Origin of the sequence: uncultured Kiloniella sp., from assembly GCF_937128705.1 — a bacterium.
Classification (GTDB): Bacteria; Pseudomonadota; Alphaproteobacteria; order Kiloniellales; family Kiloniellaceae; genus Kiloniella.
Genome location: NZ_CAKZMP010000001.1, coordinates 1 through 23,017 on the forward strand (window position 1 = coordinate 1; position 23,017 = coordinate 23,017).

A 23,017-nucleotide genomic window follows, 5' to 3' on the forward strand; every position below is an offset into this window, starting at 1 on the left:
ATGCTTTTTCCGAAATGTACGATACCGATATTTCTGCTGGATTGATCTCCAAGGTGACGAACGCTGTGATAGAACAAGTTATACAGTGACAACCTCCTTCGCGTGATCAAGTATACCCTATCGTCTATCTGGACTGCATCGTGGTCAAAATCAGGCAAGATAAACAGGTCATCAATAAGGCCATTTATCTAGCGCTTGGTATTAATGTTGAGGGACACAAAGAGCTTTTGGGTATGTGGTTCTCAGAAAATGAAGGTGCGAAGTTCTGGCTAGGAATTTTGACTGAGCTAGAGAATCGTAGCCTAGAGGATATTCTTATCGCCTGTGACGGCGGCCTAAAGGGCTTTCCAAAAGCTATACAAACGGTTTATCCGCAACAGCATGGCGCTATTATAAAGAGGTCGCCGCCGATCTTAAGCGTGTTTACCAATCAGCCACGGAAGATGAGGAGTTACGCGAGCTTGACCACGTCGATGAAAAATGGGCTGTTAAACACCCCCAAATTACCCGTTCATGGCGCCAAAACTGGGGAAATGCGAATACGCTGTTTGCCTACCTACAAGAGATACGCAAGGCATTTTACACCATCAATGCCATTGAATCGTTAAACAGTGTGATTCGTAAAGCGATTAAGACACGCAAGCTGTTTCCCCATGACGACGCGGTTAAAAAGTTGTTTTACTTGGCCACTCGTGAAGCATCTAAAAAATGAACGATGGCCAACTCACAACTGGCGTGTTGCCCTAAATCACTTTATGATTGTTTTTGACGAGTGACTGTCTGACCATGTTTAGCTTAAGCAGATACACAGAGTTATTTACAGGCTCTATGTTATTGTATTTAGTTAGCTCTTTTATGTAATCTGAGTATTTCTGCAGAGCATCACCTTTCTCATCGTAAAACTCCCACTGATCATATACCCTGTGATTCCCCCTTTTTTTATGACCGATAACTGCCTCGGCGACTTGATAATCTATTTTTAATTTTGACATATTTGTTCTGAGAGTTCTTCTAATATCGTGATTTGTTAAATGCTGAACACCTGAGAATTTCATTCTTTTGGCATTCAAACGCCCCATGCCATTATATGCTATATTTAGAGAGTGTGTGAAACAAAAACCATCATTATAAAACGTTGATTCTTCCAGTATTTTCTTAATTTCAGTTTTATTTGTTATTAATTTATTTTGTTTTTTTTCTTCAAGCGAAATTACTTTTGCAGCTACATTCTTCCTAGCATCTTTGAGGATTTCCATCGATAAATCCGATAATTTTAACCTGTTGGGAAGGTTAGTTTTTGAATTTGTAGCTGGGTTGAACCATTCATTACTCTTAAAATTCACATCTGAAAACCTCATACGTCTGACCTCGTCCCTCCGCTGACCGTTTAATAAAATCATCTGGATTATATGGCGGTGCGGGTATCGAAAAGTTTCAGCCGCCTTCCAAACTTTTATTAATTCATCATTATCAGCAAAACGAGTTTTAGGAGTTTCTTTATAAAGCTTTTTCATACCGGCGATTGGATTGAAAACAATTATGCCAAGGGACACGCAGTCATTTAACATAGAGCTTAATTGCTCATGAATTCGATTCACCTGAGTAGTTAATCCAGCCTTAGTTGAAGTGCCTCTCAATTTTTCTTGCAGAAAATCAGCTATTTCAGGCCTCGTGAGTTTTGCTATTTTTTTATTACCTAGAGCCGGGAGAATATGGTTTTTCCAAATTGCATCGGTATCTTTAGATTTGACTAACTTACTAATATGTAAATCTTTATAACTTGAATAGACATCAGAGACCATCTTGTCTCTATGATCACGTTTGGGATCTATTCCATTAAATATATCTATGAGAATTTCCCGAGCTTTGGTTCTGGCGGCTGACAGAGTCAAATCCGGATAATTCCCAAGCGTTATTCTTTGGCCCCGGCCATGGCGATCTTGATAGCGCAAGCTGAAGCTTTTCTTTCCTGAAACAGCAACCCTAAAACATAGCCCTCTTACGTCGGTATCCGTCAGGTCTAACCTCTTTCCATCCTTCGATCTTGCGGATTTTATAAGTTTGTCATTTAATTTTTTCTTCATTCGACTTCTCGCTGGGGACAGTATGGGGACAGGAATGGCGCTAATCAGAATTAAACAGCATGAAATAGAAATAAATAGCGTTCAATTATTTTTCTATTAAATTCAGTAGCTTGGGGAGATATTTTTGAATTGATTAAACAAAATTAAACGATATTAAATAGAGGAAACCACGTTTTTCCTCCGTGGGATCTCAAAACACCAGGGCGAATGATACCAAAGCACCAAAACTGAACGATACTGAAGTATCTACTAAAAAGTAATGCTCTTTTTATAAACATACAACATTTTGTGCCAAAGTAATAAAAGAAACACAAAACTCAGGTTCAACTGTCACAATTCAGCTCATTCCATGACACGAGCGTTAGATGCAAAAAAGGCTCTTTTCCACACGAAAAAGAGCCCCTGTTCAACATCGCAATAAGCGCGTTTTTCCTAGCCTATTCATCTTTAACAGCATAACCGAGCAATTCAGTCACAAACCCAACACCCATGCGAATACCGTTTTCATCAATACCGTGTCCAAGTTCGGAAATCATTTCCTGATATACAGTTATATCGTGTTCTGTCATCGCCTGTACCGCCGCGGGAAGCGCCTCAGGGGGAACAACTTCATCTTTATCACCATGAATCGCAAGCACTGGACACTTGCTAGATAGTTCATCCTTAAGCAAATCAGGTGCAACCAGCATGCCGGAATAACACATCATGCCTGCAAAAGGTGACTTTTGACGGAAACCAACGTGGTATGCCATCATAGCCCCTTGGGAAAAGCCCATCAGAAAAACACGTTCGGGCGGCAAATTATAATGCGCCATTTCTTGATCAATAAAAGCTTGCACAACAGGCGCTGCTTTTTGAATGCCATCGAGAATAAGATCCCGATCCCTGCTCATCAAGCTAAACCACTGCCGCCCCATCGGGGCCATATCACAAGGCTGATGCGCATCCGGCGAAACGATAGCAGCATGCGGAAGAGCATTGGCAAAAAAAGGTGCAAGACCAATCAGATCCTGCCCATCTGCACCAAGACCATGCAGCATGATTATGAGTTCTTTTGCTGGCCCACCCGAGCTCGGCTCGTGACGAGGTCCAGTTAATGTTACCTCTGACATTTCCATGCCCCCCATGAATAACTATCTACTTTTACACGACTTTTTAACACAGGTCATCAATTTTAGCCAAATAGTTAACAAATTCTCAACTATTGGGCCATAAAAGGGGGCAAAATTTTGGAAAATCAGGCGATACCAGCGTGGCGATAATAGTGCCACAAAAACCGAGCGCCAGCACTACGATGGGGTCGCCAATTTTCGGAAAGCTCGTACATTTCTTTCGGTGTTGGACGATGCTCCAACCCCTTTAAATGCTTCATCGCTTCTTGCAAGGCCAAATCCGCAGCGGGCATGACATCAGGTCGTTTCAAAGCAAACAAAAGATACACTTCACAGGTCCAACGCCCTATACCTTTTACTTGGATCAGATGATCAATAACTTCATCATCTGACATATCCGGTAGATGTTCCAACTGCAGGCGCCCCGCCAAAACATCTTCAGCCAATCCACGTGTGTAACGTTGTTTTGGGCGGCTCAAACCTGCCGCCTTCATGCCGTCGTCATCCAACGCTAAAATATTTTCCGGGGTGATCTCCCCAACTTGTTCCACTAATCTACCAAGGATTGCTTTTGCAGACTGAACAGAAACCTGTTGAGAAATAATCATTCCGACCAAACCGTTAAACCCGGCATCTTGAGATCGGATGGGCGGCAAACCACAATCAAGATATGCCCTTGCTACATCCGTATCTTGCCCTGAAAGTGCCTCCAAAGGGGCACGTAAAGCTTCATCCGATATTTTTTGATCACTCACGGCTGGACTTCCCCCTTGTTCCCATTGCACATTCTATTTGATGAAAACCCATTTAATGACCACATTGCCAACACAAATCTTTCGTTTCGCGCCTTCGCCCAGTGGATATCTCCATCTTGGGCACGCTTATTCCGCTCTCTTTAGCTGGACACAGGCGCAAAAACACCATGCCCAGTTCATTCTGAGAATCGAAGATATAGACACTACGCGATGCCGCAAGGAATTCACTGAGGCGATATACGAAGATCTTTCATGGCTCGGCTTGGAGTGGCGTGATCCCCCTCGTAATCAGTCTGAACACATGGACGATTATCAGAGGGCACTCAAAAAACTAGAAGACCAAAATCTTCTCTACCCTTGTTTTTGCACGCGCAAAGAAATTCAAAACGAAGTCCAGCAATCTGGTCGTGCTCCGCACGGACCAGATGGTTTAATCTACCCCGGCACCTGTAGAAGCCTGTCTGCCACCGAAAGAAAGAATCGCATCGCACAAGGGGACAGCTATGCCCTACGCTTAGATATGGTACGGGCTTGTTCGCTAGCAGGAGAGTTATATTGGCAGGATGAGAAGAAAGGAAAGATCAAGGCAACACCCGAAATTTTTGGTGATGTTGTTCTCGCCAGAAAAGACATCCACACCAGTTATCATTTATCTGTTACCGTTGATGATGCGCTCCAAAACATTTCCTGTATCACCCGAGGCACAGATCTCTTTGAAGCCACTCATATTCACAGGCTTTTGCAAGCGTTACTAAAATTGCCTGTTCCAACTTGGCACCACCACGATCTGCTTCACGATGAAGAAGGTAATCGGCTGGCCAAGCGACACAACGCACTTGCCATAAGAGAACTCAGAAAACAGGGAAAAAGTCCTGAAGACATCAGAATGATGGTCGGAATATCAGAGTGAGACCCACCACTGTAAAATACAAGACGAACTTAATTACGCCCGGATAAAAGGCCGCGTGCAATAACCTGTGCTTGTATCTCTGCTGCGCCTTCGAAAATATTCAAGATACGTGCATCACACAGTACACGGCTGATTTTATATTCTTCCGCATAACCATTACCACCGTGAATTTGCAGAGCATTATCAGCATTTGACCATGCAACACGCGCCCCTAACAACTTAGCCATGCCGGCTTCAATATCACAGCGTCGATCCGAATCTTTCTCCCGCGCCGACGCGTAGGTTAGCTGTCGAGCGATCATGGTTTCGACAACCATCCAGACCAGTTTCCCGTAAACTCTGGGGAAATTGTAAAGCGATTTACCAAACTGGATGCGATCGTGCGCGTATTGCATCCCCAACTCCATCGCACACTGCGCCACCCCGACAGCTCTTGCCGCTGTTTGAATCCTTGCCGATTCAAAGGTCGCCATTAATTGCTTGAACCCTTGCCCTTCTTCCGCCCCAAGCAAGTTCTCTTTTTTGACTTCAAAACCATCAAAACCAAGTTCGTATTCTTTCATACCGCGATAGCCAAGCACTTTGATTTCGCCACCGGTCATACCTTCAGCCGGAAAATCTTCAGTCTCGGTTCCTCGGGGCTTTTCCGCGATAAACATTGAGAGACCTTTATAGCCGGGCTCATCCGGATTGGTTCTTGCCAGCAAGGTCATGATATCACTTCGCGAGGCATGCGTGATCCAGGTCTTGTTACCCGTGATTTTATAACAATCCCCGGATAGCACTGCCCTTGTTTTTAAAGATCCCAAATCTGACCCGGTATTGGGTTCGGTAAAGACAGCCGTCGGTAAAATTTCACCTGATGAAATCTGGGGGAGCCACTTTTGCTTTTGCTCTTCCGTTCCGCCCAAGCGAATGAGCTCTGCGGCGATTTCTGAGCGCGTCCCCAAAGACCCCAAACCGATGTAACCACGGGAAAGTTCTTCGGTCACGACACACATGGCCGTTTTCCCCATCCCGAGGCCGCCATATTCTTCGGGAACCGTAAGCCCGAAAATACCCAATTCGGCTAACTGTTCCACAACTTCTATCGGGATAAGCTCGTCTTTCAAATGCCATTCATGGGCCGCATCACTGTAATCATCGGCAACTTTTCCGAACTGATCCCGGACCATTTCCAGCGTCTCATCACCAAGTCCTAAAGCCCCAAAATTTTTACTTTCAAGGCTATTCACCAAAAGATCAGCCAAAGCTTTTCTATTTTCTTTTGTATTCCCATCACCAATCAACGCACGAACCTCGTCCGTATGGAAATTGAACACATCAGTTTCTTCTACACCCAAATCCTGAGGACGCAGGATTTCAACCTGGCTGATTGCAATTCCACCAGATAACTGGGACAGATATTCGCCAAAGGCTATTTTGAGGATGAGCCGTTCTAGTTCGTGAAACTCATTTCCGCTATCCAGCCTTTGTGCCCAAAGAAGCATGTTTTCCAAAGCAGAAACATACGTCGCCATCCATGCATAGCCATGGGCTGCGAACTGATTTTCCTCAATTAAAGCGGCTGAAACACGCCCATTATCTATTGTTTGTTCAAACAGATAATCACGTGCTTTTTCCTGCAGTGATTTGGATGAGGATATCGCTTTTTCGCAACGGGAAAAAAGCTCTTGGTTTTCTGACATTTTTTGCCTCAATGGAATTACTCAGCCATAGATTTTTCAGTGTACCTGCTTGAAAACAAGAGTAACCGTCTGATGAAAAATCTATTAAAATAAAATCGAACAATAAAAAGACCGATAAGCGCAACAGCCCTCTACAACATGAAGAAACAGAGGTATGCACCCGTATAAGCATAACCATCACGCTTATCGGCAGCAGGAAACTTAAGCGTCAATCACATCTTCCAAGGTACGTAACCCCGGGCGTGTTGATTGAACAAGCACAGCCATATTCCCGGGCTTGTGTTCATTATTCATCATCTTGGTATGGGCCCTTGGTATGTCATCCCACGAAAAGACTTCTGACATACAGGGGTCAAGACGTTGTTCTATAACCAGCTGATTTGCCTGCGACGCCTGTTTCAAATTGGCAAAGTGGCTGCCCTGAATTCGCTTTTGGCGCATCCAGACAAATCGCGCATCAAACGTCAAATTAAAGCCCGTTGTCCCGGCACAAAAAACGACCATACCGCCACGTTTAACGATGTTACAGCTCACAGGGAAGGTTTGTTCGCCCGGATGTTCAAAGACAAAATCAACATCATTGCCCTTGCCCGTAATATCCCAAATTGCCTTACCAAACTTACGGACTTCCTTCATATATTCCTTATAGCCGTCGACATCATTCACTTCAGGCAGACGTCCCCAACAATCGAAATCCCGACGGTTCAAAACACCCTTGGCACCAAGGGACATAACGAAATCTCGTTTGGTTTCATCAGAAATAACACCGATCGCATTCGCACCAGCCGTGGCAATTAACTGAATAGCCATAGAACCCAAACCACCGGAAGCCCCCCAGACCAGAACGTTATGTCCCGGTCTCAGAATATGAGGGCGATGGCCAAATAACATGCGATAGGCCGTTGCCAAGGTCAGGGTGTAACAAGCGGACTCTTCCCAAGTCAGGTGACGGGGGCGATGCATAAGTTGCTGGGACTGGACCCTCGTGAACTGCGCGAAAGATCCATCAGGTGTCTCGTAACCCCAAATACGTTGGGAGGTAGAAAACATGGGGTCACCACCATTACACTCTTCATCATCCCCGTCATCCTGATTACAATGTACAATAACTTCGTCGCCAACTTTCCAACGCGTAACTTTTGACCCCACAGCCCAAACAATCCCAGACGCATCAGAGCCAGCAATGTGATAAGGCTCTTTATGAACATCAAAGACAGAAATTGGCTTACCAAGGCCTGCCCAGACACCGTTGTAATTAACGCCGGCGGCCATCACGAGGACAAGAACCTCGTTATTTTCTAACTTTGGTATATCGACAACTTCAACCTGCATTGCCTGTTCCGGATTACCCTGACGTTCCCGGCGAATAGCCCAAGCATACATCTGCTTGGGGACATGTCCCATCGGGGGGATTTCCCCAACTTCATACAGATCTTTCTTTTCCTGATGCGCTGTAATATCCACGATTTTTGCTGTTTCACTCATCTTAGCCTTATCCCCATTCATGCCACCTTTCTGGTGGTCTTTGATGTCGCCCGGAATGGCAAAAACTTTCTCACTGTTGAAAATCAGTTTAACTTGAGTTGATTATTTTGCAATGCACAATTATTATATTTTTACTAAACACTGGATGATATAGTAATTTTATGTCTATATTTTAACAAAATAACGACAATAACGAAAAATTCAGGGAAATTTCGGATGTCTGAGGGATCAAAAAAAACAACTGACAACGCACATGCAGCAAAAACAGCTGATCGACCTTGGTTATTCAGAACCTATGCTGGCCATTCAAATGCCAAGGCATCCAATGAACTCTACAAAACGAATCTGAAAAAAGGTCAAACAGGCCTGTCTGTCGCCTTCGACCTTCCAACCCAGACGGGCTACGATTCAGATCATATCCTTGCACAGGGTGAAGTGGGGAAAGTCGGCGTTCCCATCTCTCATCTAGGGGATATGGAAACACTGTTTCACGAAATTCCTCTGGATCAGATGAATACATCCATGACGATAAATGCGACGGCCCCGTGGTTATTGGCACTCTATATTGCCTGCGCCGAAAAACAGGGCCTAGACCGCAGCAAACTGTCAGGCACAACCCAAAACGACCTGATCAAGGAATACCTGTCCCGTGGCACCTATATCTTCCCACCACAGCAATCTATGCGCCTTATCACCGATGTGATCTCGTTTACCTACAATCAAGTTCCCAAATGGAATCCTATGAACGTTTGCTCTTACCACCTTCAAGAAGCGGGGGCGACACCTGTTCAGGAACTAGCCTACGCGTTGGCGACAGCCATATCTGTCCTTGATGCTGTAAAGGATTCCGGGCAAGTACCGGATCACGATTTCTCAAAGGTCGTCGGCAGGATTTCGTTTTTCGTAAACGCCGGCGTACGCTTTGTGACCGAGCTTTGTAAAATGCGGGCTTTCACAAGACTTTGGGATGAAATCTGTCAAGAACGTTACGGCGTAACAGAAGAAGAATATAGGCGATTCAGGTATGGTGTTCAGGTCAATTCTCTCGGACTAACCGAACAACAACCTGAAAATAACGTCTACCGTATCCTGATTGAAATGCTGGCTGTTGTCCTCTCCAAAGACGCCAGAGCCCGCGCCGTCCAACTTCCGGCCTGGAACGAAGCCATGGGTCTACCGCGTCCTTGGGATCAACAGTGGTCTCTCAGGTTGCAGCAAATAGTCGCCTTTGAAACCGATCTCCTTGAATATGGCGATATTTTTAACGGCTCTACAGAAATAGAAAACAAAGTTCAGGCGCTCATGAAAGAAGCAAAAGAAGAGCTTGCCCGCATTGAAGAAATGGGCGGCGCAATCGCGGCTGTAGAGAGTTCTTATATGAAGGGCAAATTGGTAGAATCAGCGGCGCAAAGATTCAGGGATATTGAAAGTGGAGATCTCACAGTCATCGGCGTCAACAAACATACAGAAACAGAGCCTTCTCCCCTTACAACGGGCGAAGATAATGGCTTCTTAAAAACGGATGACGCCGCTGAAGTCCAGCAAATTAAGAAATTAAAACTTTGGCGTCAGAACAGAAATGCACATGACGTTGAACACGCCCTTTCCCAACTCAAAACCGCAGCCATGACAAATGACAATATCATGGAAAGCTCTATCGCTTGCGCCCATGCCGGGGTCACAACGGGTGAATGGGCACAAACACTCAGAGAAATTTTTGGAGAGTTTCGTGCCCCGACAGGTGTTGGTCAGAGTTCTTTGAACGAAGGAGACCAGGACCACCTTGTAAAAATACGGGCTGAGCTTGATGAGTTAACAACGAAGATAGGACGCCGCCCCAAAATTCTTGTTGGCAAGCCGGGGCTTGATGGTCATTCAAACGGCGCAGAACAAATCGCAGTTCGCGCAAAAGAAGCAGGATACGAAGTCGTCTACGAAGGCATTCGTTTAACACCGTCACAAATTGTAAACGCCGCCTTGGAAGAAGGTGTCCACATTATTGGCCTCTCTATCCTTTCCGGATCTCACGTTCCCTTGGTGAAAGAGATCATATTAAAAATGAAGACGGCTGGAATTTCAGACATTCCTGTTGTCGTCGGCGGCATCATTCCAAAAGACGATGCCGAACACCTTTTGGAACTAGGCGTTGCTGCCGTATACACACCAAAGGACTTCGATCTTGGCTCCATCCTTAGCGACATAACAAACATACTATCAGCTCCCTACAAAACGGCTGCGGAGTAGTATTCAGCAATCTCGTCATTACGAGACGAGCAATCATATAAAGAAAATAAATAATTTGAGGACTTAATGGCCCTCACTAAAAAGTGAGTTTTAATTTCAAAAGACTGCTCCCATTTAATCTTAACAAAGCTTATGCATGACCCTTGTAATGTTTGTCGTCATTCATACATAGATCATCAAATTCAATTTTACGTACTTAGACTTTTGTTTTGTCAGTACTTTTCAGCTCAATTTATGAGCAACGAGATCAAAATGAACCTTATATTTCGCATCGTTTTTTCAGCAGCTCTTCTCGTCTTTGGCGTCATGTTCCTTGGACGGTCTCATGCACCTAGCGTGCAACCCACAGCTATACTTGAATCAAAAAGCTCTCTTGAATCTCCCCAAAAAATAATGAAATTAAAAAAGCCAACCTCAACACAACACGGCTAATATAGATTTTCAAAACGGATTTTAATCAGAACCAAGTACTTTGCTTTTAATTATTACATATAAATCTCATTGCCAATAAATCTGGGAAATCGCAATATACTCCTGAAATAATGCCTCCCCGCAGCAAATAATTCAGGAGTCCTCCTTGTCTCTGTTAGAGCGCGTCAAAGCCTGTCATTTCTGGCAACCGGAAAATTATCGCCCCTTCATTATCAACAATGAAATTCATGGGCACATCACACATGATTTAGCAACAAGGCTAAAAGACTTCACTTCTGTCTTTGATGTATCATTGCAAAGCGTCGCTCTTTCAACCAAGCTCACAACATTTGAAAACCGCACCAGCGAAGTCGAAAGCGTTATTAAGGCTTTGGTAAAAGATGGCATCATCCCCAGGTGGCGAGATGAAGAATATGCCGTAACCAATAGCTGGCACCTGCCGCCCCTTTTAAAAATGGATCGCGGTGCTTCTGGTCACTTTGGTATTCGAAGTTATGGTGTTCACGTCAACGGCCTCGTTCAGACAAAAGACGGCTTGAAGATTTGGATTGGGAAGCGTGCGTTATCTAAGCCAAACGCACCCGGAGAATTGGACCATATCGTAGCGGGGGGACAACCCTATGGTTTAACCATAATGGAAAACCTGATCAAAGAAGCTGAAGAAGAAGCCAACATCCCACGCGCTATAGCAGCAACAGCCAAAGCAACAGGTATGGTTACCTATCGCTGCGAACGCCCGGACGGCTTGAAAAATGATCACCTTTATACCTATGACCTATATTTGGATGAAAGCTTTACCCCGCAAAACATGGACGGAGAGGTAGAGGAATTCTATCTATGGCCCATAGAAAAGGTTATTGACCGAATCACAAATACGGATGATTTCAAATACAACGTCAGCCTTGTTTTGATCCATTTTTTGATCAGAGAAGGTTATCTCACCCCTGATGACGATACCTATTCAGATTTGATCGAAGGCATGCACCGCCAAGACATTGCGTGATAATTCGTAAAACCAGACACAGAAATAATTCTAAGAAAATAATTCGGAAACATACTTATGGACAGTTTTTTAAATATCTTGATGGTGCTTTCGCTTGTTGCTGTTGTTGTCATCCTTTTTGCCGGACTTATCAGCATGGCCCGCGGCGGTGAATACAACAAACAACACGCCAACAAATTCATGCGGTATCGTGTATTAGCGCAAGGAATTGCACTTATTATTTTCCTGATCGCATTTTGGGCCAAGAACCAATAAGAACAGATTAAAGCTGCTGAACACTCCTTGATAAGAAAAATTTCAGCTTTATTCGTCAAAAGTCAGTCGCATCGGTGATATATCATTCAACTCCTTCCAAGGTATTCTTACCGATAGTTAAAGGAAAAGGAAGGACGATAAACTCAACCCTTTAGAAAGAGAGCTTGCTGTAATGGTTCAATTGACACGCATTTACACAAGAGGTGGCGACAAAGGTAAAACGTCGCTTGGTTCAGGTAAACGCGTCCATAAACACGACCTTCGTGTTGAAGCTTATGGAACCGTTGACGAAACAAACGCCATCGTAGGTATTGCACGATTACACAGCAAAGATCTTGTTGATGACATTCTGGCACGTATTCAAAACGACCTTTTTGATCTTGGCGCAGATCTCTGTTGCCCGGAAGAAAAAGATCCGGAATACCCTCCTTTAAGGATCACTGCCGAGCAGGTGGAGAGACTTGAAAAGGAAATCGATGATTTAAATAGTGATTTATCACCTTTAAAGTCATTTATTCTTCCCGGGGGGAGTGAAATTGCAGCCTATCTGCATCAGGCCAGAACCGTTTCACGCAGAGCTGAACGTTTGATATCAGCACTGAGTCAAGCAGAGGACATCAACCCCGAAGGATTGAAATATATCAATCGTCTTTCTGATTTATTTTTTGTTCTGGCCCGCCATGTCAATGACAAGGGAGCCAAGGACGTGCTCTGGGTACCTGGGGCAAACCGATGATCTTCGGGAGAAAGTCTTCAGGGGATCATTGACAGGGTATGTCGGCGGGCCTAAGGTTCCCGGCGACTGGCTGTTAGAGAGTAAAGTGACAGGTGCATAGATTCCTGTCATTTTGCTTAGGTAAAGCGCGAATATTAAGGATACTTCTAGATGAAAGTACTCGTCCCAATCAAACGCGTTATAGACGCGAACGTGCAGGTTCGGGTTAAATCTGACCAGACTGGCGTTGAATTAACAAACGTCAAAATGGCGATGAACCCGTTCTGTGAGATTGCGGTTGAGCAAGCTGTACGCATGAAAGAAGCTGGCATTGCCAGCGAGATCATTGTTGTTTCAGCTGGACCAGCCCAGGCTCAAGAAACTCTCCGTACTGGCCTTGCAATGGGCGCAGACCGTGGCATTCACATTCAGAGCGATGAAGACCTTCAACCATTGGCAATTGCCAAGCTTCTAAAAGCTGTTGTTGCCAATGAAGAGCCAGGCCTCGTTATCCTTGGGAAACAGGCAATTGATGGTGATAACAATCAAACAGGACAGATGCTTTCTGCCCTTCTTGGTTGGTCACAAGGCACTTTCATCTCTGCCGTCGAAGTAGCAGGTGACAAGTTGAACATCACACGTGAAGTCGATGGCGGTCTGCAAAACGCAAGCCTTCCAATGCCCGCTGTTCTGACCGTTGACCTTCGTTTGAACGAGCCACGTTATGCGTCGCTTCCAAACATCATGAAGGCGAAGAAAAAACCTATTGATGCAACATCACCGGCTGATCTTGGCGTTGATGTGACACCGCGTGTCAGCACACTGAAGGTCACAGAACCTCCTGCGCGTGATGCAGGTGTAATCGTTGGTTCCGTTGCTGAACTGGTCGACAAACTTAAGAACGAAGCAAAGGTGATCTAACGATGTCTATTCTTGTTATCGCCGAACACGACAATGCAAGCATCAAGCCTGCTACCCTAAACACTGTTACCGCAGCGACACAGCTGGGTGATGATGTTCACGTTCTTGTCGCAGGCTCTGGTTGTGCCGCAACTGGCGAAGCGGCTGCAAAAATTGCGGGTGTTTCCAAGGTTCTTGTTTCTGACGCGTCTGAATATGCGCAGGACATTGCAGAAAACATTGCGCCATTGATCGTTAATCTTGCTCCTGGTTACAGCCACGTGCTGGCACCAGCAACGACCTATGGCAAGAACATCCTTCCACGTGCTTCTGCACTGTTGGATGTTCAGCAGATCTCAGAGATCACAGCAATTGAAGCTGCAGATACGTTTGTCCGCCCTATCTATGCCGGTAATGCCCTGGCAACGGTTCAATCTTCAGATGCAATCAAACTTATTACCGTTCGCGGTACAGCTTTTGATGCCGCAGCAGAAGAAGGCGGTTCAGCTGCAGTAGAAACTGTTGATGCAACAGGTGATGCCGGTCTTTCCGCTTTCGAAGGTCAAGAGCTGACAAAATCCGAGCGCCCTGAACTGACAACCGCTGGCGTTGTTATTTCAGGTGGTCGTGGCATGCAGAACGGCGAAAACTTCGCCATGCTGGAACGCGTTGCAGATAAGCTTGGCGCAGCTGTTGGTGCGTCACGTGCTGCTGTTGATGCTGGCTATGTACCAAATGACTACCAAGTCGGTCAGACGGGTAAAGTTGTGGCACCAGACCTCTACATTGCTGTAGGGATCTCCGGGGCTATTCAGCACCTTGCCGGAATGAAAGACTCAAAGGTCATCGTTGCTATCAATAAAGACGAAGAAGCACCAATCTTCCAGGTTGCCGATTATGGTCTGGTTGCGGATCTCTTCGATGCAGTTCCCGAGCTTGAAGCTGAGCTTGGATAAATCTTTTGGCTTATCTCTCTCACTTATTGAGACTTGATATTTCAAAGACCGATCTGCAATGATACCCTACGACAAGACGCTATCAAACATGATAGCGTCTTGTTTTAAATTACAGCGTAGCGGAAAGGCTCGTGAAGAGGATGACTATTCAGGATATTAAATCCGTTGGCATTATTGGCGCAGGGCAAATGGGCAGTGGCATCGCACACGTTAGCTCCATTGCTGGCTTTGATGTTCACATGGTCGATGTCAATCAAGATCAGCTTGATACAGCACTCGCCACCATCAAAAAGAACATGCAGCGTCAGGCATCCAAGGGAAAGATATCCGAATCTGACATTGCCACAGCTCTGGGAAGAATTAAAAACTCGCAGGAACTGGAAAGCCTTTCTGACTGTGATGTCGTTATAGAAGCAGCCACTGAAAACGAAGAAATAAAAAAAGATATCTTCCGTAAAGTTTGCCCTTTGATGAAACCGGAAGCCATTCTCTGTTCCAATACGTCATCGATTTCCATTACTCGCCTTGCCGCAGTGACAAATCGTCCGGGACAGTTCATGGGCATGCACTTCATGAACCCAGTCCCAATCATGCAGCTTGTAGAGTTAATTCGTGGTATTGCGACTGAAGCAGACACCTATCAAGCAATTAAGGATATGACCCACAAGTTGGGCAAAACATCTGCTTCATCCGAAGACTTCCCAGCTTTTATCGTGAATCGTATCCTTTTACCGATGATCAACGAGGCGGTTTACACCCTTTACGAAGGCGTCGGGACGGTTGATTCAATTGACACCGCGATGAAGCTTGGCGCCAATCATCCAATGGGCCCCTTAGAGCTGGCCGATTTTATCGGTCTGGATACTTGCCTTGCTATTATGTCTGTACTGTACGACGGACTTGCCGACACTAAATATCGCCCTTGCCCGCTATTGGTGAAGTATGTTGAAGCAGGCTGGGTTGGTAAAAAATCCGGTCGCGGCTTCTATGATTATGGCGGCGATACGCCTGTGCCTACACGGTAAAACGAATTTAATTACCAATGTAAAAGAGCCATCGTGTTTTCACAGATGGCTCTTTTTATTTTCAGCAATATTTCAGTCAGATCCAGTTTAACCTCAGCCTGTAATCTGGACTGATTTGCGCTTTCTATTTCGCTGTATAAAAATCAACCAGTGTCTTTACTTCCGGCGCATCCCATTCAAAAGGACCGATGAGAGCCCCGACAATCATACCTTCTTTGCTAATCAAATAGGTTGATGGCAATCCCCGTAACCCAAAAGCACGAGAAACGCGGCCTTTCGGGTCAACATAGGCCGGTAAATTTTTCAGATCTTTATCCTCAAAAAAAGGAAGAACCTTTTTAAGGCCTGCTCTGTCTTCTGAAAGCGTGACAACACGAAAGAGATCACTTCCCAATTCGGCCTGTAACCTGTCTAGATCGGGCATTTCCTTTACGCAAGGTGCGCACCATGTTGCCCAGAAATTCAAAAGAACAACCTGCCCCTCCATTTCCGCAAACGAGCGTAGTTTTCCCTCTTCATCCTGAAAGGTTTCGATCGGCACTGGAATAGGTGGATCGAACAGAGTAAAGTTCCCTTCGAGTCGCCCTTCGAGTGGAGGTTTATCCACAGCGCCAGCAAATGACACGCTCATCAAAAGCGTTACAGATGCTGCAATGAGCATGTGAAGAAGACCGGACAGGCGAAGGGCTTTAATTTGGATCATTTGTACAAGTCCATAAAGTCGTAAGACCGAATAAGGCGAAAGAGAATACCGTGTCAGAACCAAAAACACCCAGTGAGACATCTGCCAATGCAATGTGGGGCGGACGTTTTAGCGTTGGACCTTCCGAAGTTATGGAAAAAATCAACGCTTCCATCGATTTCGACAAACGCATGTCCGCACAGGATATTGCCGGATCAAAAGCTCACTGCAGTATGTTGGTTAAGCAAGGTATTATCAGCACAGAAGATGGCAATGCAATACTCCAGGGTCTAGACACAATTTCGCGAGAGATTGAAAACGGAACCTTTACCTTCTCTGCTGCCCTTGAAGATATTCACATGAATATCGAGAACAGATTGCGTGAACTCATCGGGGATGCAGCGGGTAGATTACATACTGCGCGCTCTCGAAACGACCAGGTAGCAACGGATTTCAAGCTTTGGGTTCGAAGTGCGATTGATGAACTTGATAAGCAAACTGGCCTTTTGATCGAAGCTTTGATCAAGCAAGCTGAAGATAATTTTGACGTTATTATGCCCGGCTATACCCACCTACAAGCAGCCCAACCTGTGACATTTGGTCACCACATGCTTGCCTATGTTGAGATGTTTGGACGCGACAGAAGCCGACTACGGGATTGTCGCAAAAGATTGAACGAATGCCCTCTGGGTGCTGCAGCACTGGCAGGGACATCTTTCTCAATCGACCGGCACATGACTGCCGAAGCCCTTGGCTTTGATCGCCCAACAGCAAACTCGCTGGACTCCGTTTCTGACAGAGATCACGCGCTTGAGTTTATGTCCTCTGGCGCGATCCTCGCGACCCATCTCTCTCGCTTTGCAGAAGAACTTGTGATTTGGTGTTCTCAAGGTTTCGGTTTTGTCACACTTTCCGACGCCTTCACAACCGGCAGCTCTATCATGCCACAAAAGAAAAACCCGGATGCAGCAGAGCTCATTCGCGGTAAAGTTGGTCGGGTTATCGGTTCAATGAACACTCTTTTTGTTGTAATGAAGGGTCTTCCGCTCACCTACGGCAAAGATATGCAAGAAGACAAAGAGCCCGTATTTGATGCTGCTGATACACTGATTCTAAGCGTGACGGCCATGACAGGAATGATCAGTGACATGGTTGCTAATCGCGACAAACTTCATGCCGCAACAGCCCATGGGTTCCTGACGGCAACCGACCTTGCCGACTGGTTGGTCAAAGAACTTAACCTTCCCTTCCGGGATGCCCATCATGTTACTGGTACCATTGTAAAACTGGCCGAAGACAAAGGCTGTGATATAAGTGACTTGAGCTTAGAAGAAATGCAAAGTGTCGAAGCACGCATTTCTCAGGATATATTCAGAGTTCTCACCGTTGAACAGTCCGCCCAAAGCAGAACAAGTTTTGGCGGAACAGCACCTGAAAATGTTAAGGCCGCTGCGAAAGCTGCCAGAGAGAGATTTTTGTCATGAAACAAGCCGGAACCATAAAACAAATCTGGATTGTACTAGGACAACACATTTCCGGGAAAAGATCTCTTGCAACAGCAACTCTTATTGGCGCAGGTTTGCTACTCGCCGCCTGTGGTAAGGTTGGGGGGCTAGAACGCCCCAGCGGAGATTGGGATTATCCACAACAGTATCCATATCCCCCTGCTGTAACGCCCAACTCCTCTTCAACAGGTATACCGACCGCTGAACAACAAAACGCTATACCCGAGAGTTTGCAGATACGTAAAAATTCGAAGGTCAAGACAAAGATATACGGACAGTAAAATTATGAGTGCCTTTGAATACCGCCATGGTCAGCTTCATGTCGAAGATCTGTCACTGGCAGAAATTGCCCAAGAAGTTGGGACGCCCTTCTTTTGCTATTCCACCCAAGCCATGGTGAATGCATACAACTCTTTTTCTGATGCTCTCGCAAAAGCAGGCGTCAAAGGCACAATCTGTTACGCACTCAAGGCAAACTCTAACCAGTCTGTGATCCAAACCCTTGCCAAAGCAGGTGCAGGAGCAGATGTCGTTTCTGAGGGAGAGCTGCGCCGCGCGTTGCAAGCTGGTGTCGACCCAAAGAAGATTGTCTTTGCAGGCGTTGGTAAAAAACCATCCGAGATGGCCGTTGGTCTAAAAGCTGGCATCCTGCAGTTCAACGTTGAATCTTTGCCCGAATTAGAAGCCCTTTCTGCTGTCGCGCAAAAAATGGGCGTTACTGCACCTGTTGCTTTTAGAATAAACCCTGATGTCGATGCAAAAACCCATGCAAAGATTTCAACAGGAAAAGCTGAAAACAAATTCGGTATTGATATTCCAAGTGTTCGAAATTTCGTTGAACAAGCCAAAGCTCTTCCAAACATCGCTGTTGAAAGTCTGGCCGTTCACATCGGATCACAGTTAACAGACGCAAGCCCGTTCAAAGATGCATTTGCACGATTGGCGAGCCTCTATCGTGAACTACAGAGTGCTGGCCTACCGCTGAAACGGATCGACTTTGGCGGCGGCCTCGGCATTCAATACAATGATGAGACACCGCCTGATCTGACCGAATATGCACAGGCCGTCAGCGAAGCCATGCAAGGATTAGATGCGGAATGTATCTTTGAACCCGGCCGTTTTCTGGTTGGGAATGCCGGTGTTTTGGTGACAGAAACTATATACGTAAAAGATGGCACAAATCGTCGTTTCCTCATCATCGACGCAGCCATGAACGATTTAATCAGACCATCCCTTTACGATGCTTGGCATGACGTCACGCCCTTGAAGCAACCCGATCAAGAGACGCCGCTGAAACCGTGTGACATCGTTGGTCCAATCTGTGAGTCAGGCGATACCTTCGCGACCCAAAGACCCCTACCCGAAATTGCAGCGGGTGATCTCCTCGCCATGGAATCAGCTGGTGCCTATGGCGCTGTTATGGCCTCTAGCTACAATACCCGACTGAATGCTCCTGAAGTTTTAGTCAAAGCAGATCAATATGCGATTGTACGTAAGCGTATTGATTATGATACACTGATAAAACAGGACATTCTGCCCGAGTGGTTGTCAGAATAATATAAGCGACTTTATTCGTCGTATTATGGGGCGGTATGTCCAAATGAGCCTACCAAAGGAACATATGGACCGATGGATAGTACCGCCCGACGAAGATCACTGTTAAAAAAACAGGCCGCAAGGCCCGAGCTTGGGTTACCATGGAAAATTCAAGCTAAAACCACACTGACCAAAATGATCCTCTTTTGGGAAAGCTTTTGGAAAGCATCCTGTTTTTTTTGGGGAACACTTTGCGCTTTTGTTACGCTAGTCCTCCTTGGTTTTCCTGCGCAAATTCCCGCTTGGGGTCATATCACATTCCTCGTTTTATCTTGCGGTCTAATCATTTACGGAGGAATCAAGGCCCTTTTATCGACAAAGATGCCAACTCGTCATCAGGCCTTGCGACGTCTAGAGCAAGAAAACCAACTTTCACATCGCCCTTTAAGTAGTCTTGATGATCGCCCCGTAAAAACCTCAAAAACTGGCCTTGCTCTATGGCTCGACAACAAGAAGCGTTTAGCTGAATCATTCAATTCGCTCAAACTAACAGCACCGAAACCACAGTTATTTAAATTGGACCCTTATGGATTACGGTCATTGATCGTCATAGGACTATTCATTGCATCCTTTTCATTTCATCAATGGCCGGATCGCCTGTCTTCTGCTTTTGAATTAAGCAAACTATCATCACTTTCCAAGCAACAAGACGTGACATTCAGTTTGTGGTTGACCCCTCCAGATTACACCGGGATGCCCCCCCTCTTTTATGACCAGAGCTTTAGCCCACCACATGAAATAAACCTACCAAGCGGCAGTAAAGTAATTGCTCAATTTAATGGGGAAGAAATACCACCCGATATTCTCCTTGGTGATCGGACATATCAAACAGAACAAACAGGTTCATTAAACCATCAAAGCGAGTTCATTATTGAACAGGGGGGAAACCTACGAATTGGTGGATCATTTACATCCGTTGTAAATACCACGATTAACCTCATCGAGGATAATCCGCCCCAAATATCTTTAACGGAACATCCTCAAGCAAATGACCTTGGGTTACTCTGGCTCAATTACGAAGCGCAGGATGACTATGGCACCACCTTACTGACCATAGAATTTTGGCCACAGAATACACAATACGGGCCAAAAAATCCCGAAAGTACAAAGATAGAAACCCCCCTGCCCGCAAGCAAGGTCAAGACTTACAAAGGTCAACAATACCTCGACCTTACCGACAATATTCTCGCTGGTGAAGAAGTATGGTTTAAATTGACTGTACAGGATGGGATAGGGCAATTGGGGCAAATAGAACCAATTAAAATCGCTATTCCTGAACGCAGTTTCACCCATCCTTTAGCTCAGCATCTCGTGCAACTTCGTAAGGACCTTATTACGCCAGGCAACAAGCTTGAAGTTATCGCGACACTTGGCATGTTAGTAAAAAGCCCTGATACATACGACCATGATAGTCTCGTTGCTTTGGCTATGAGCATTGCCGGAAAGCATCTTCTTTTTGAGCCGACACAACCCGGTGTTGCTGAAAGCCAGAATATTCTTTGGAAAACGGCTCTCCACCTTGAAGATGGTCGCATAAGCACCGCGCAAAGAGAACTCAGAAGCATTCAACAACAACTACGTGACGCATTGAGCTCCAATGCGGATCAAGATGAGATCTCTCGTCTTATGGATCAGCTAGAACAAGCTGTCGATCAGCTTCTATCAGATATGTTGAAAGATTTTCTGGACAACCCAGACAAAAACACTCCTGCCCAACCATCCGAAAATGCTCAGACAATTGAAAGTAAAGATCTGCAAAGCATGATCGAACAAGCAAGAATGCTTGCTGAGAATGGTTCTATGGAAGAAGCAATGGAGCTACTTTCACAGCTTCAAAACATGTTAGAGAATCTCGCTTTCCAAAAAGGCCAGCAACCAGGCAACAATGCCAATGACGTAGGGCGAGAAACATTTGAAAAGCTCCAAGATCTGACTAAGAGACAGGAAGAACTTCTGGAAAATAGCTACAAGCGCCAACAAGAAGCCCAAAGTCAACGCGAAGGGAACGGAGCAAAATCCTCGCCACAAACAATGCCCGGCGATGGACGCCCCGGAGAACAAGGGCAAGAGCAGAGCCAAGAACGATATCGTGATGCAAAAAGCCAAGAACGCATCAGGCAAGAGCTTGAACAGATGATGGAGAATATTCAGGAGCTTCTTGGTAATCTTCCAGAAGATTTTGATCAGGCCGAGCAATCTATGGGCATCGCACGCGATGCTTTACAAGGACAAACCGGCGAAGGAAAAGAGAACGAACAAGCTGTACGCGCCCAAACCAGAAGCCTGAGAAAACTGCAAAATGGTACAGAACAAGCCGCTGAAAAGTATTTAAAAATGCTCAACCAAGCCCCAGAACGTGGTAGCGGCTGGGTCAGAGGCAAAGATGGATCAGGACGCGATCCGTTTGGACGAAACATTGGGAGCAAGGGTGGAAATATCGCCAAACAAGGCGTTCCATTGCCTAGCGAAAATGACGTTATCAAAAGTAGATCAATTCTTGAGGAATTGAGAAACCGAAGGAATGATAGAAAGCGGTCTATAGAAGAGAGAACCTATATTCAAAAATTACTGGAACGCTTTTAAAGAATATGAGTTCTAACATGATATTGGCTTGCTCTCATGTTGAGAAGTTACAACATAGTTAATCGCTATAAACTGAGGATTCCCGAACCTCGGAAGATCTTCCGTAATACAAATAAAAGCCAGAAAAAATAGTAGTAATCTAGGGAAAATCTTTCCAATACACGTTGATACCGCTGGGTAATTCACAAACTAAAGACGTGCAATTTAATTTAGCATATAATCACCTATGGTTGTTTTTCGCCAATGGTGGAGTCCTTAATGACTGGAAAGCGTTTATCAAAATACATCATCTTGTTTTTGTACGTTTTGTTTACCTCGCTATGGATGATGGGATCTGTCGCTCTATCTGATGAAAAATCCTGTAATGAGATACGGGTTAATGGGACAACTGATTGGTACCCTGTGTTAATGTATACTGAAGAAACAGAGGTACATCATGGAATTGCAATCGATATTGCCCGTGAAGTCTTTCGGCGCCTTGATGTTGCAGTCGTTGATGAACCCGCTCTTCCTTGGAAACGAATGCTGCGGCAATTGGACAAGGGAGAGCTTGATCTTTTACTCGGTGCATACTGGACCAACGAACGCGCCCAAATTTATGGCTACACTGAACCTCTCATTAAAGACGAGGTCGCCATTTTTGTCCGTAAGGGAGAAGAGTTTCCCTTGAATAACCTTAAGGACTTGGTCGGGCTTGTAGGCCTCCGTCCTATGGGAGGATCATATGGTGAAAATTTTGATCACTATGCCAAAAAATACCTCGATATTCGCGGTGTCAAGGAAGGTGGTACCCTTGATTTATTACTTACCGGACGCGCTAACTATGCCGTATTGGGCCGATACGATGGTATAGCCGATCTTCGGGAAACCGGAAATTCAAATCGCATCAAAGACCTTCCCTGGCCCGTGGCTTCAAACAATGTCCATTTAATGATGAGCAGAGCTTCCCCTTGTTACTACCTTCTGGACGACATCAACAAAGTAATCCGAGATCTCCACAAAGAAGGCTTTACTGAACAGCTTGAGGCGCGATACCTTCAGGTTAATTAAACCTAAATCAGGTAACATTCTGGCGTGGGAGCGTCAT

At 45.5% G+C, this 23,017-nt stretch carries 19 protein-coding genes and 1 pseudogene; 14 read left to right on the plus strand and 6 right to left on the minus strand.

Features of this window, described 5'->3' with window-relative positions:
* Positions 1-140 precede the first annotated feature (140 nt).
* A pseudogene (locus Q0241_RS00005) lies at positions 141-712 on the plus strand (transposase).
* A 31-nt stretch (positions 713-743) separates the two neighbouring features.
* Here Q0241_RS00005 and Q0241_RS00010 read toward each other — a convergent pair.
* The 3 genes from Q0241_RS00010 to Q0241_RS00020 form a co-directional block, all read right to left on the minus strand.
* Entirely contained in the window at positions 744-2,084 is a 1,341-nt protein-coding gene (locus Q0241_RS00010; protein ID WP_299371085.1) for an integrase family protein, read from the minus strand.
* 437 nt (positions 2,085-2,521) lie between these two features.
* Positions 2,522-3,196: a dienelactone hydrolase family protein gene (locus tag Q0241_RS00015; RefSeq protein WP_299371088.1), complete on the minus strand. Its 675-nt coding sequence runs from the start codon at positions 3,194-3,196 to the stop codon at positions 2,522-2,524.
* 125 nt (positions 3,197-3,321) lie between these two features.
* Complete coding sequence (locus Q0241_RS00020) at positions 3,322-3,951, minus strand: DNA-3-methyladenine glycosylase (protein ID WP_299371091.1); 630 nt, start codon at positions 3,949-3,951, stop codon at positions 3,322-3,324.
* A 55-nt stretch (positions 3,952-4,006) separates the two neighbouring features.
* On the opposite strand from Q0241_RS00020, the gene gluQRS reads away from it, so the two are divergent.
* The gene (gene gluQRS, locus Q0241_RS00025) at positions 4,007-4,861 is read left to right on the plus strand and encodes a tRNA glutamyl-Q(34) synthetase GluQRS (protein WP_299371094.1); all 855 of its coding nucleotides are present in this window, start codon (positions 4,007-4,009) and stop codon (positions 4,859-4,861) included.
* 29 nt (positions 4,862-4,890) lie between these two features.
* On the opposite strand, the gene Q0241_RS00030 is transcribed toward gluQRS, so the two are convergent.
* A complete protein-coding gene (locus Q0241_RS00030; protein WP_299371097.1) occupies positions 4,891-6,549 on the minus strand; it encodes an acyl-CoA dehydrogenase family protein in 1,659 nt (552 codons plus the stop codon).
* A 201-nt stretch (positions 6,550-6,750) separates the two neighbouring features.
* A complete protein-coding gene (ccrA, locus tag Q0241_RS00035) occupies positions 6,751-8,034 on the minus strand; it encodes a crotonyl-CoA carboxylase/reductase (protein WP_299371100.1) in 1,284 nt (427 codons plus the stop codon).
* A 150-nt stretch (positions 8,035-8,184) separates the two neighbouring features.
* On the opposite strand from ccrA, the gene Q0241_RS00040 reads away from it, so the two are divergent.
* The 7 genes from Q0241_RS00040 to Q0241_RS00070 all read left to right on the plus strand — a co-directional run bounded on the left by Q0241_RS00040 (position 8,185) and on the right by Q0241_RS00070 (position 15,564).
* Positions 8,185-10,278, plus strand: coding sequence for a protein meaA (locus Q0241_RS00040; protein ID WP_299371196.1), 2,094 nt, complete (start codon positions 8,185-8,187; stop codon positions 10,276-10,278).
* Between the two features lie 577 nt (positions 10,279-10,855).
* Positions 10,856-11,713 carry a DUF4743 domain-containing protein gene (locus tag Q0241_RS00045; RefSeq protein ID WP_299371103.1) on the plus strand — a complete coding sequence of 286 codons (858 nt, stop codon included), beginning with the start codon at positions 10,856-10,858 and terminating at the stop codon, positions 11,711-11,713.
* A 57-nt stretch (positions 11,714-11,770) separates the two neighbouring features.
* Positions 11,771-11,968, plus strand: coding sequence for a twin transmembrane helix small protein (locus tag Q0241_RS00050; protein WP_085900978.1), 198 nt, complete (start codon positions 11,771-11,773; stop codon positions 11,966-11,968).
* Between the two features lie 172 nt (positions 11,969-12,140).
* On the plus strand, positions 12,141-12,704 hold the full coding sequence (locus Q0241_RS00055; RefSeq protein ID WP_299371117.1) for a cob(I)yrinic acid a,c-diamide adenosyltransferase: 564 nt from the start codon (positions 12,141-12,143) through the stop codon (positions 12,702-12,704).
* A gap of 150 nt (positions 12,705-12,854) precedes the next feature.
* A complete protein-coding gene (locus tag Q0241_RS00060; RefSeq protein ID WP_299371120.1) occupies positions 12,855-13,604 on the plus strand; it encodes an electron transfer flavoprotein subunit beta/FixA family protein in 750 nt (249 codons plus the stop codon).
* A 2-nt stretch (positions 13,605-13,606) separates the two neighbouring features.
* Positions 13,607-14,539 carry an FAD-binding protein gene (locus tag Q0241_RS00065; RefSeq protein ID WP_299371123.1) on the plus strand — a complete coding sequence of 311 codons (933 nt, stop codon included), beginning with the start codon at positions 13,607-13,609 and terminating at the stop codon, positions 14,537-14,539.
* Between the two features lie 140 nt (positions 14,540-14,679).
* Positions 14,680-15,564 carry a 3-hydroxybutyryl-CoA dehydrogenase gene (locus tag Q0241_RS00070; RefSeq protein WP_299371199.1) on the plus strand — a complete coding sequence of 295 codons (885 nt, stop codon included), beginning with the start codon at positions 14,680-14,682 and terminating at the stop codon, positions 15,562-15,564.
* Between the two features lie 124 nt (positions 15,565-15,688).
* On the opposite strand, the gene Q0241_RS00075 is transcribed toward Q0241_RS00070, so the two are convergent.
* A complete protein-coding gene (locus Q0241_RS00075; protein ID WP_299371126.1) occupies positions 15,689-16,267 on the minus strand; it encodes a TlpA disulfide reductase family protein in 579 nt (192 codons plus the stop codon).
* 92 nt (positions 16,268-16,359) lie between these two features.
* Between Q0241_RS00075 and argH the strand changes: the two genes are divergently transcribed.
* From argH to Q0241_RS00100, 5 genes are all read left to right on the plus strand, one after another.
* A complete protein-coding gene (gene argH, locus Q0241_RS00080; protein WP_299371202.1) occupies positions 16,360-17,730 on the plus strand; it encodes an argininosuccinate lyase in 1,371 nt (456 codons plus the stop codon).
* On the plus strand, positions 17,727-18,032 hold the full coding sequence (locus Q0241_RS00085) for a hypothetical protein (protein WP_299371129.1): 306 nt from the start codon (positions 17,727-17,729) through the stop codon (positions 18,030-18,032). The genes argH and Q0241_RS00085 overlap by 4 nt, the downstream gene beginning before the upstream one ends.
* 4 nt (positions 18,033-18,036) lie before the next feature.
* Positions 18,037-19,308 carry a diaminopimelate decarboxylase gene (gene lysA, locus Q0241_RS00090; protein WP_299371132.1) on the plus strand — a complete coding sequence of 424 codons (1,272 nt, stop codon included), beginning with the start codon at positions 18,037-18,039 and terminating at the stop codon, positions 19,306-19,308.
* Positions 19,309-19,380: 72 nt separating this feature from the next.
* Positions 19,381-21,930, plus strand: coding sequence for a DUF4175 family protein (locus Q0241_RS00095; protein ID WP_299371135.1), 2,550 nt, complete (start codon positions 19,381-19,383; stop codon positions 21,928-21,930).
* A 258-nt stretch (positions 21,931-22,188) separates the two neighbouring features.
* On the plus strand, positions 22,189-22,980 hold the full coding sequence (locus Q0241_RS00100; protein ID WP_299371138.1) for a transporter substrate-binding domain-containing protein: 792 nt from the start codon (positions 22,189-22,191) through the stop codon (positions 22,978-22,980).
* Positions 22,981-23,017 lie beyond the last annotated feature (37 nt).

Coding starts and splice junctions, on each gene's coding strand:
- gluQRS (WP_299371094.1), top strand. CDS start 4,007: ATGACCACATTGCCAACACAAATCTTTCGTTTCGCGCCTTCGCCCAGT.
- Q0241_RS00085 (WP_299371129.1), top strand. CDS start 17,727: ATGAAACAAGCCGGAACCATAAAACAAATCTGGATTGTACTAGGACAA.
- Q0241_RS00010 (WP_299371085.1), bottom strand. CDS start 2,084: ATGAAGAAAAAATTAAATGACAAACTTATAAAATCCGCAAGATCGAAG.
- Q0241_RS00030 (WP_299371097.1), bottom strand. CDS start 6,549: ATGTCAGAAAACCAAGAGCTTTTTTCCCGTTGCGAAAAAGCGATATCC.
- argH (WP_299371202.1), top strand. CDS start 16,360: ATGTGGGGCGGACGTTTTAGCGTTGGACCTTCCGAAGTTATGGAAAAA.
- ccrA (WP_299371100.1), bottom strand. CDS start 8,034: ATGAGTGAAACAGCAAAAATCGTGGATATTACAGCGCATCAGGAAAAG.
- Q0241_RS00065 (WP_299371123.1), top strand. CDS start 13,607: ATGTCTATTCTTGTTATCGCCGAACACGACAATGCAAGCATCAAGCCT.
- Q0241_RS00100 (WP_299371138.1), top strand. CDS start 22,189: ATGACTGGAAAGCGTTTATCAAAATACATCATCTTGTTTTTGTACGTT.
- Q0241_RS00060 (WP_299371120.1), top strand. CDS start 12,855: ATGAAAGTACTCGTCCCAATCAAACGCGTTATAGACGCGAACGTGCAG.
- lysA (WP_299371132.1), top strand. CDS start 18,037: ATGAGTGCCTTTGAATACCGCCATGGTCAGCTTCATGTCGAAGATCTG.
- Q0241_RS00095 (WP_299371135.1), top strand. CDS start 19,381: ATGGATAGTACCGCCCGACGAAGATCACTGTTAAAAAAACAGGCCGCA.
- Q0241_RS00075 (WP_299371126.1), bottom strand. CDS start 16,267: ATGATCCAAATTAAAGCCCTTCGCCTGTCCGGTCTTCTTCACATGCTC.
- Q0241_RS00070 (WP_299371199.1), top strand. CDS start 14,680: ATGACTATTCAGGATATTAAATCCGTTGGCATTATTGGCGCAGGGCAA.
- Q0241_RS00015 (WP_299371088.1), bottom strand. CDS start 3,196: ATGTCAGAGGTAACATTAACTGGACCTCGTCACGAGCCGAGCTCGGGT.
- Q0241_RS00055 (WP_299371117.1), top strand. CDS start 12,141: ATGGTTCAATTGACACGCATTTACACAAGAGGTGGCGACAAAGGTAAA.
- Q0241_RS00050 (WP_085900978.1), top strand. CDS start 11,771: ATGGACAGTTTTTTAAATATCTTGATGGTGCTTTCGCTTGTTGCTGTT.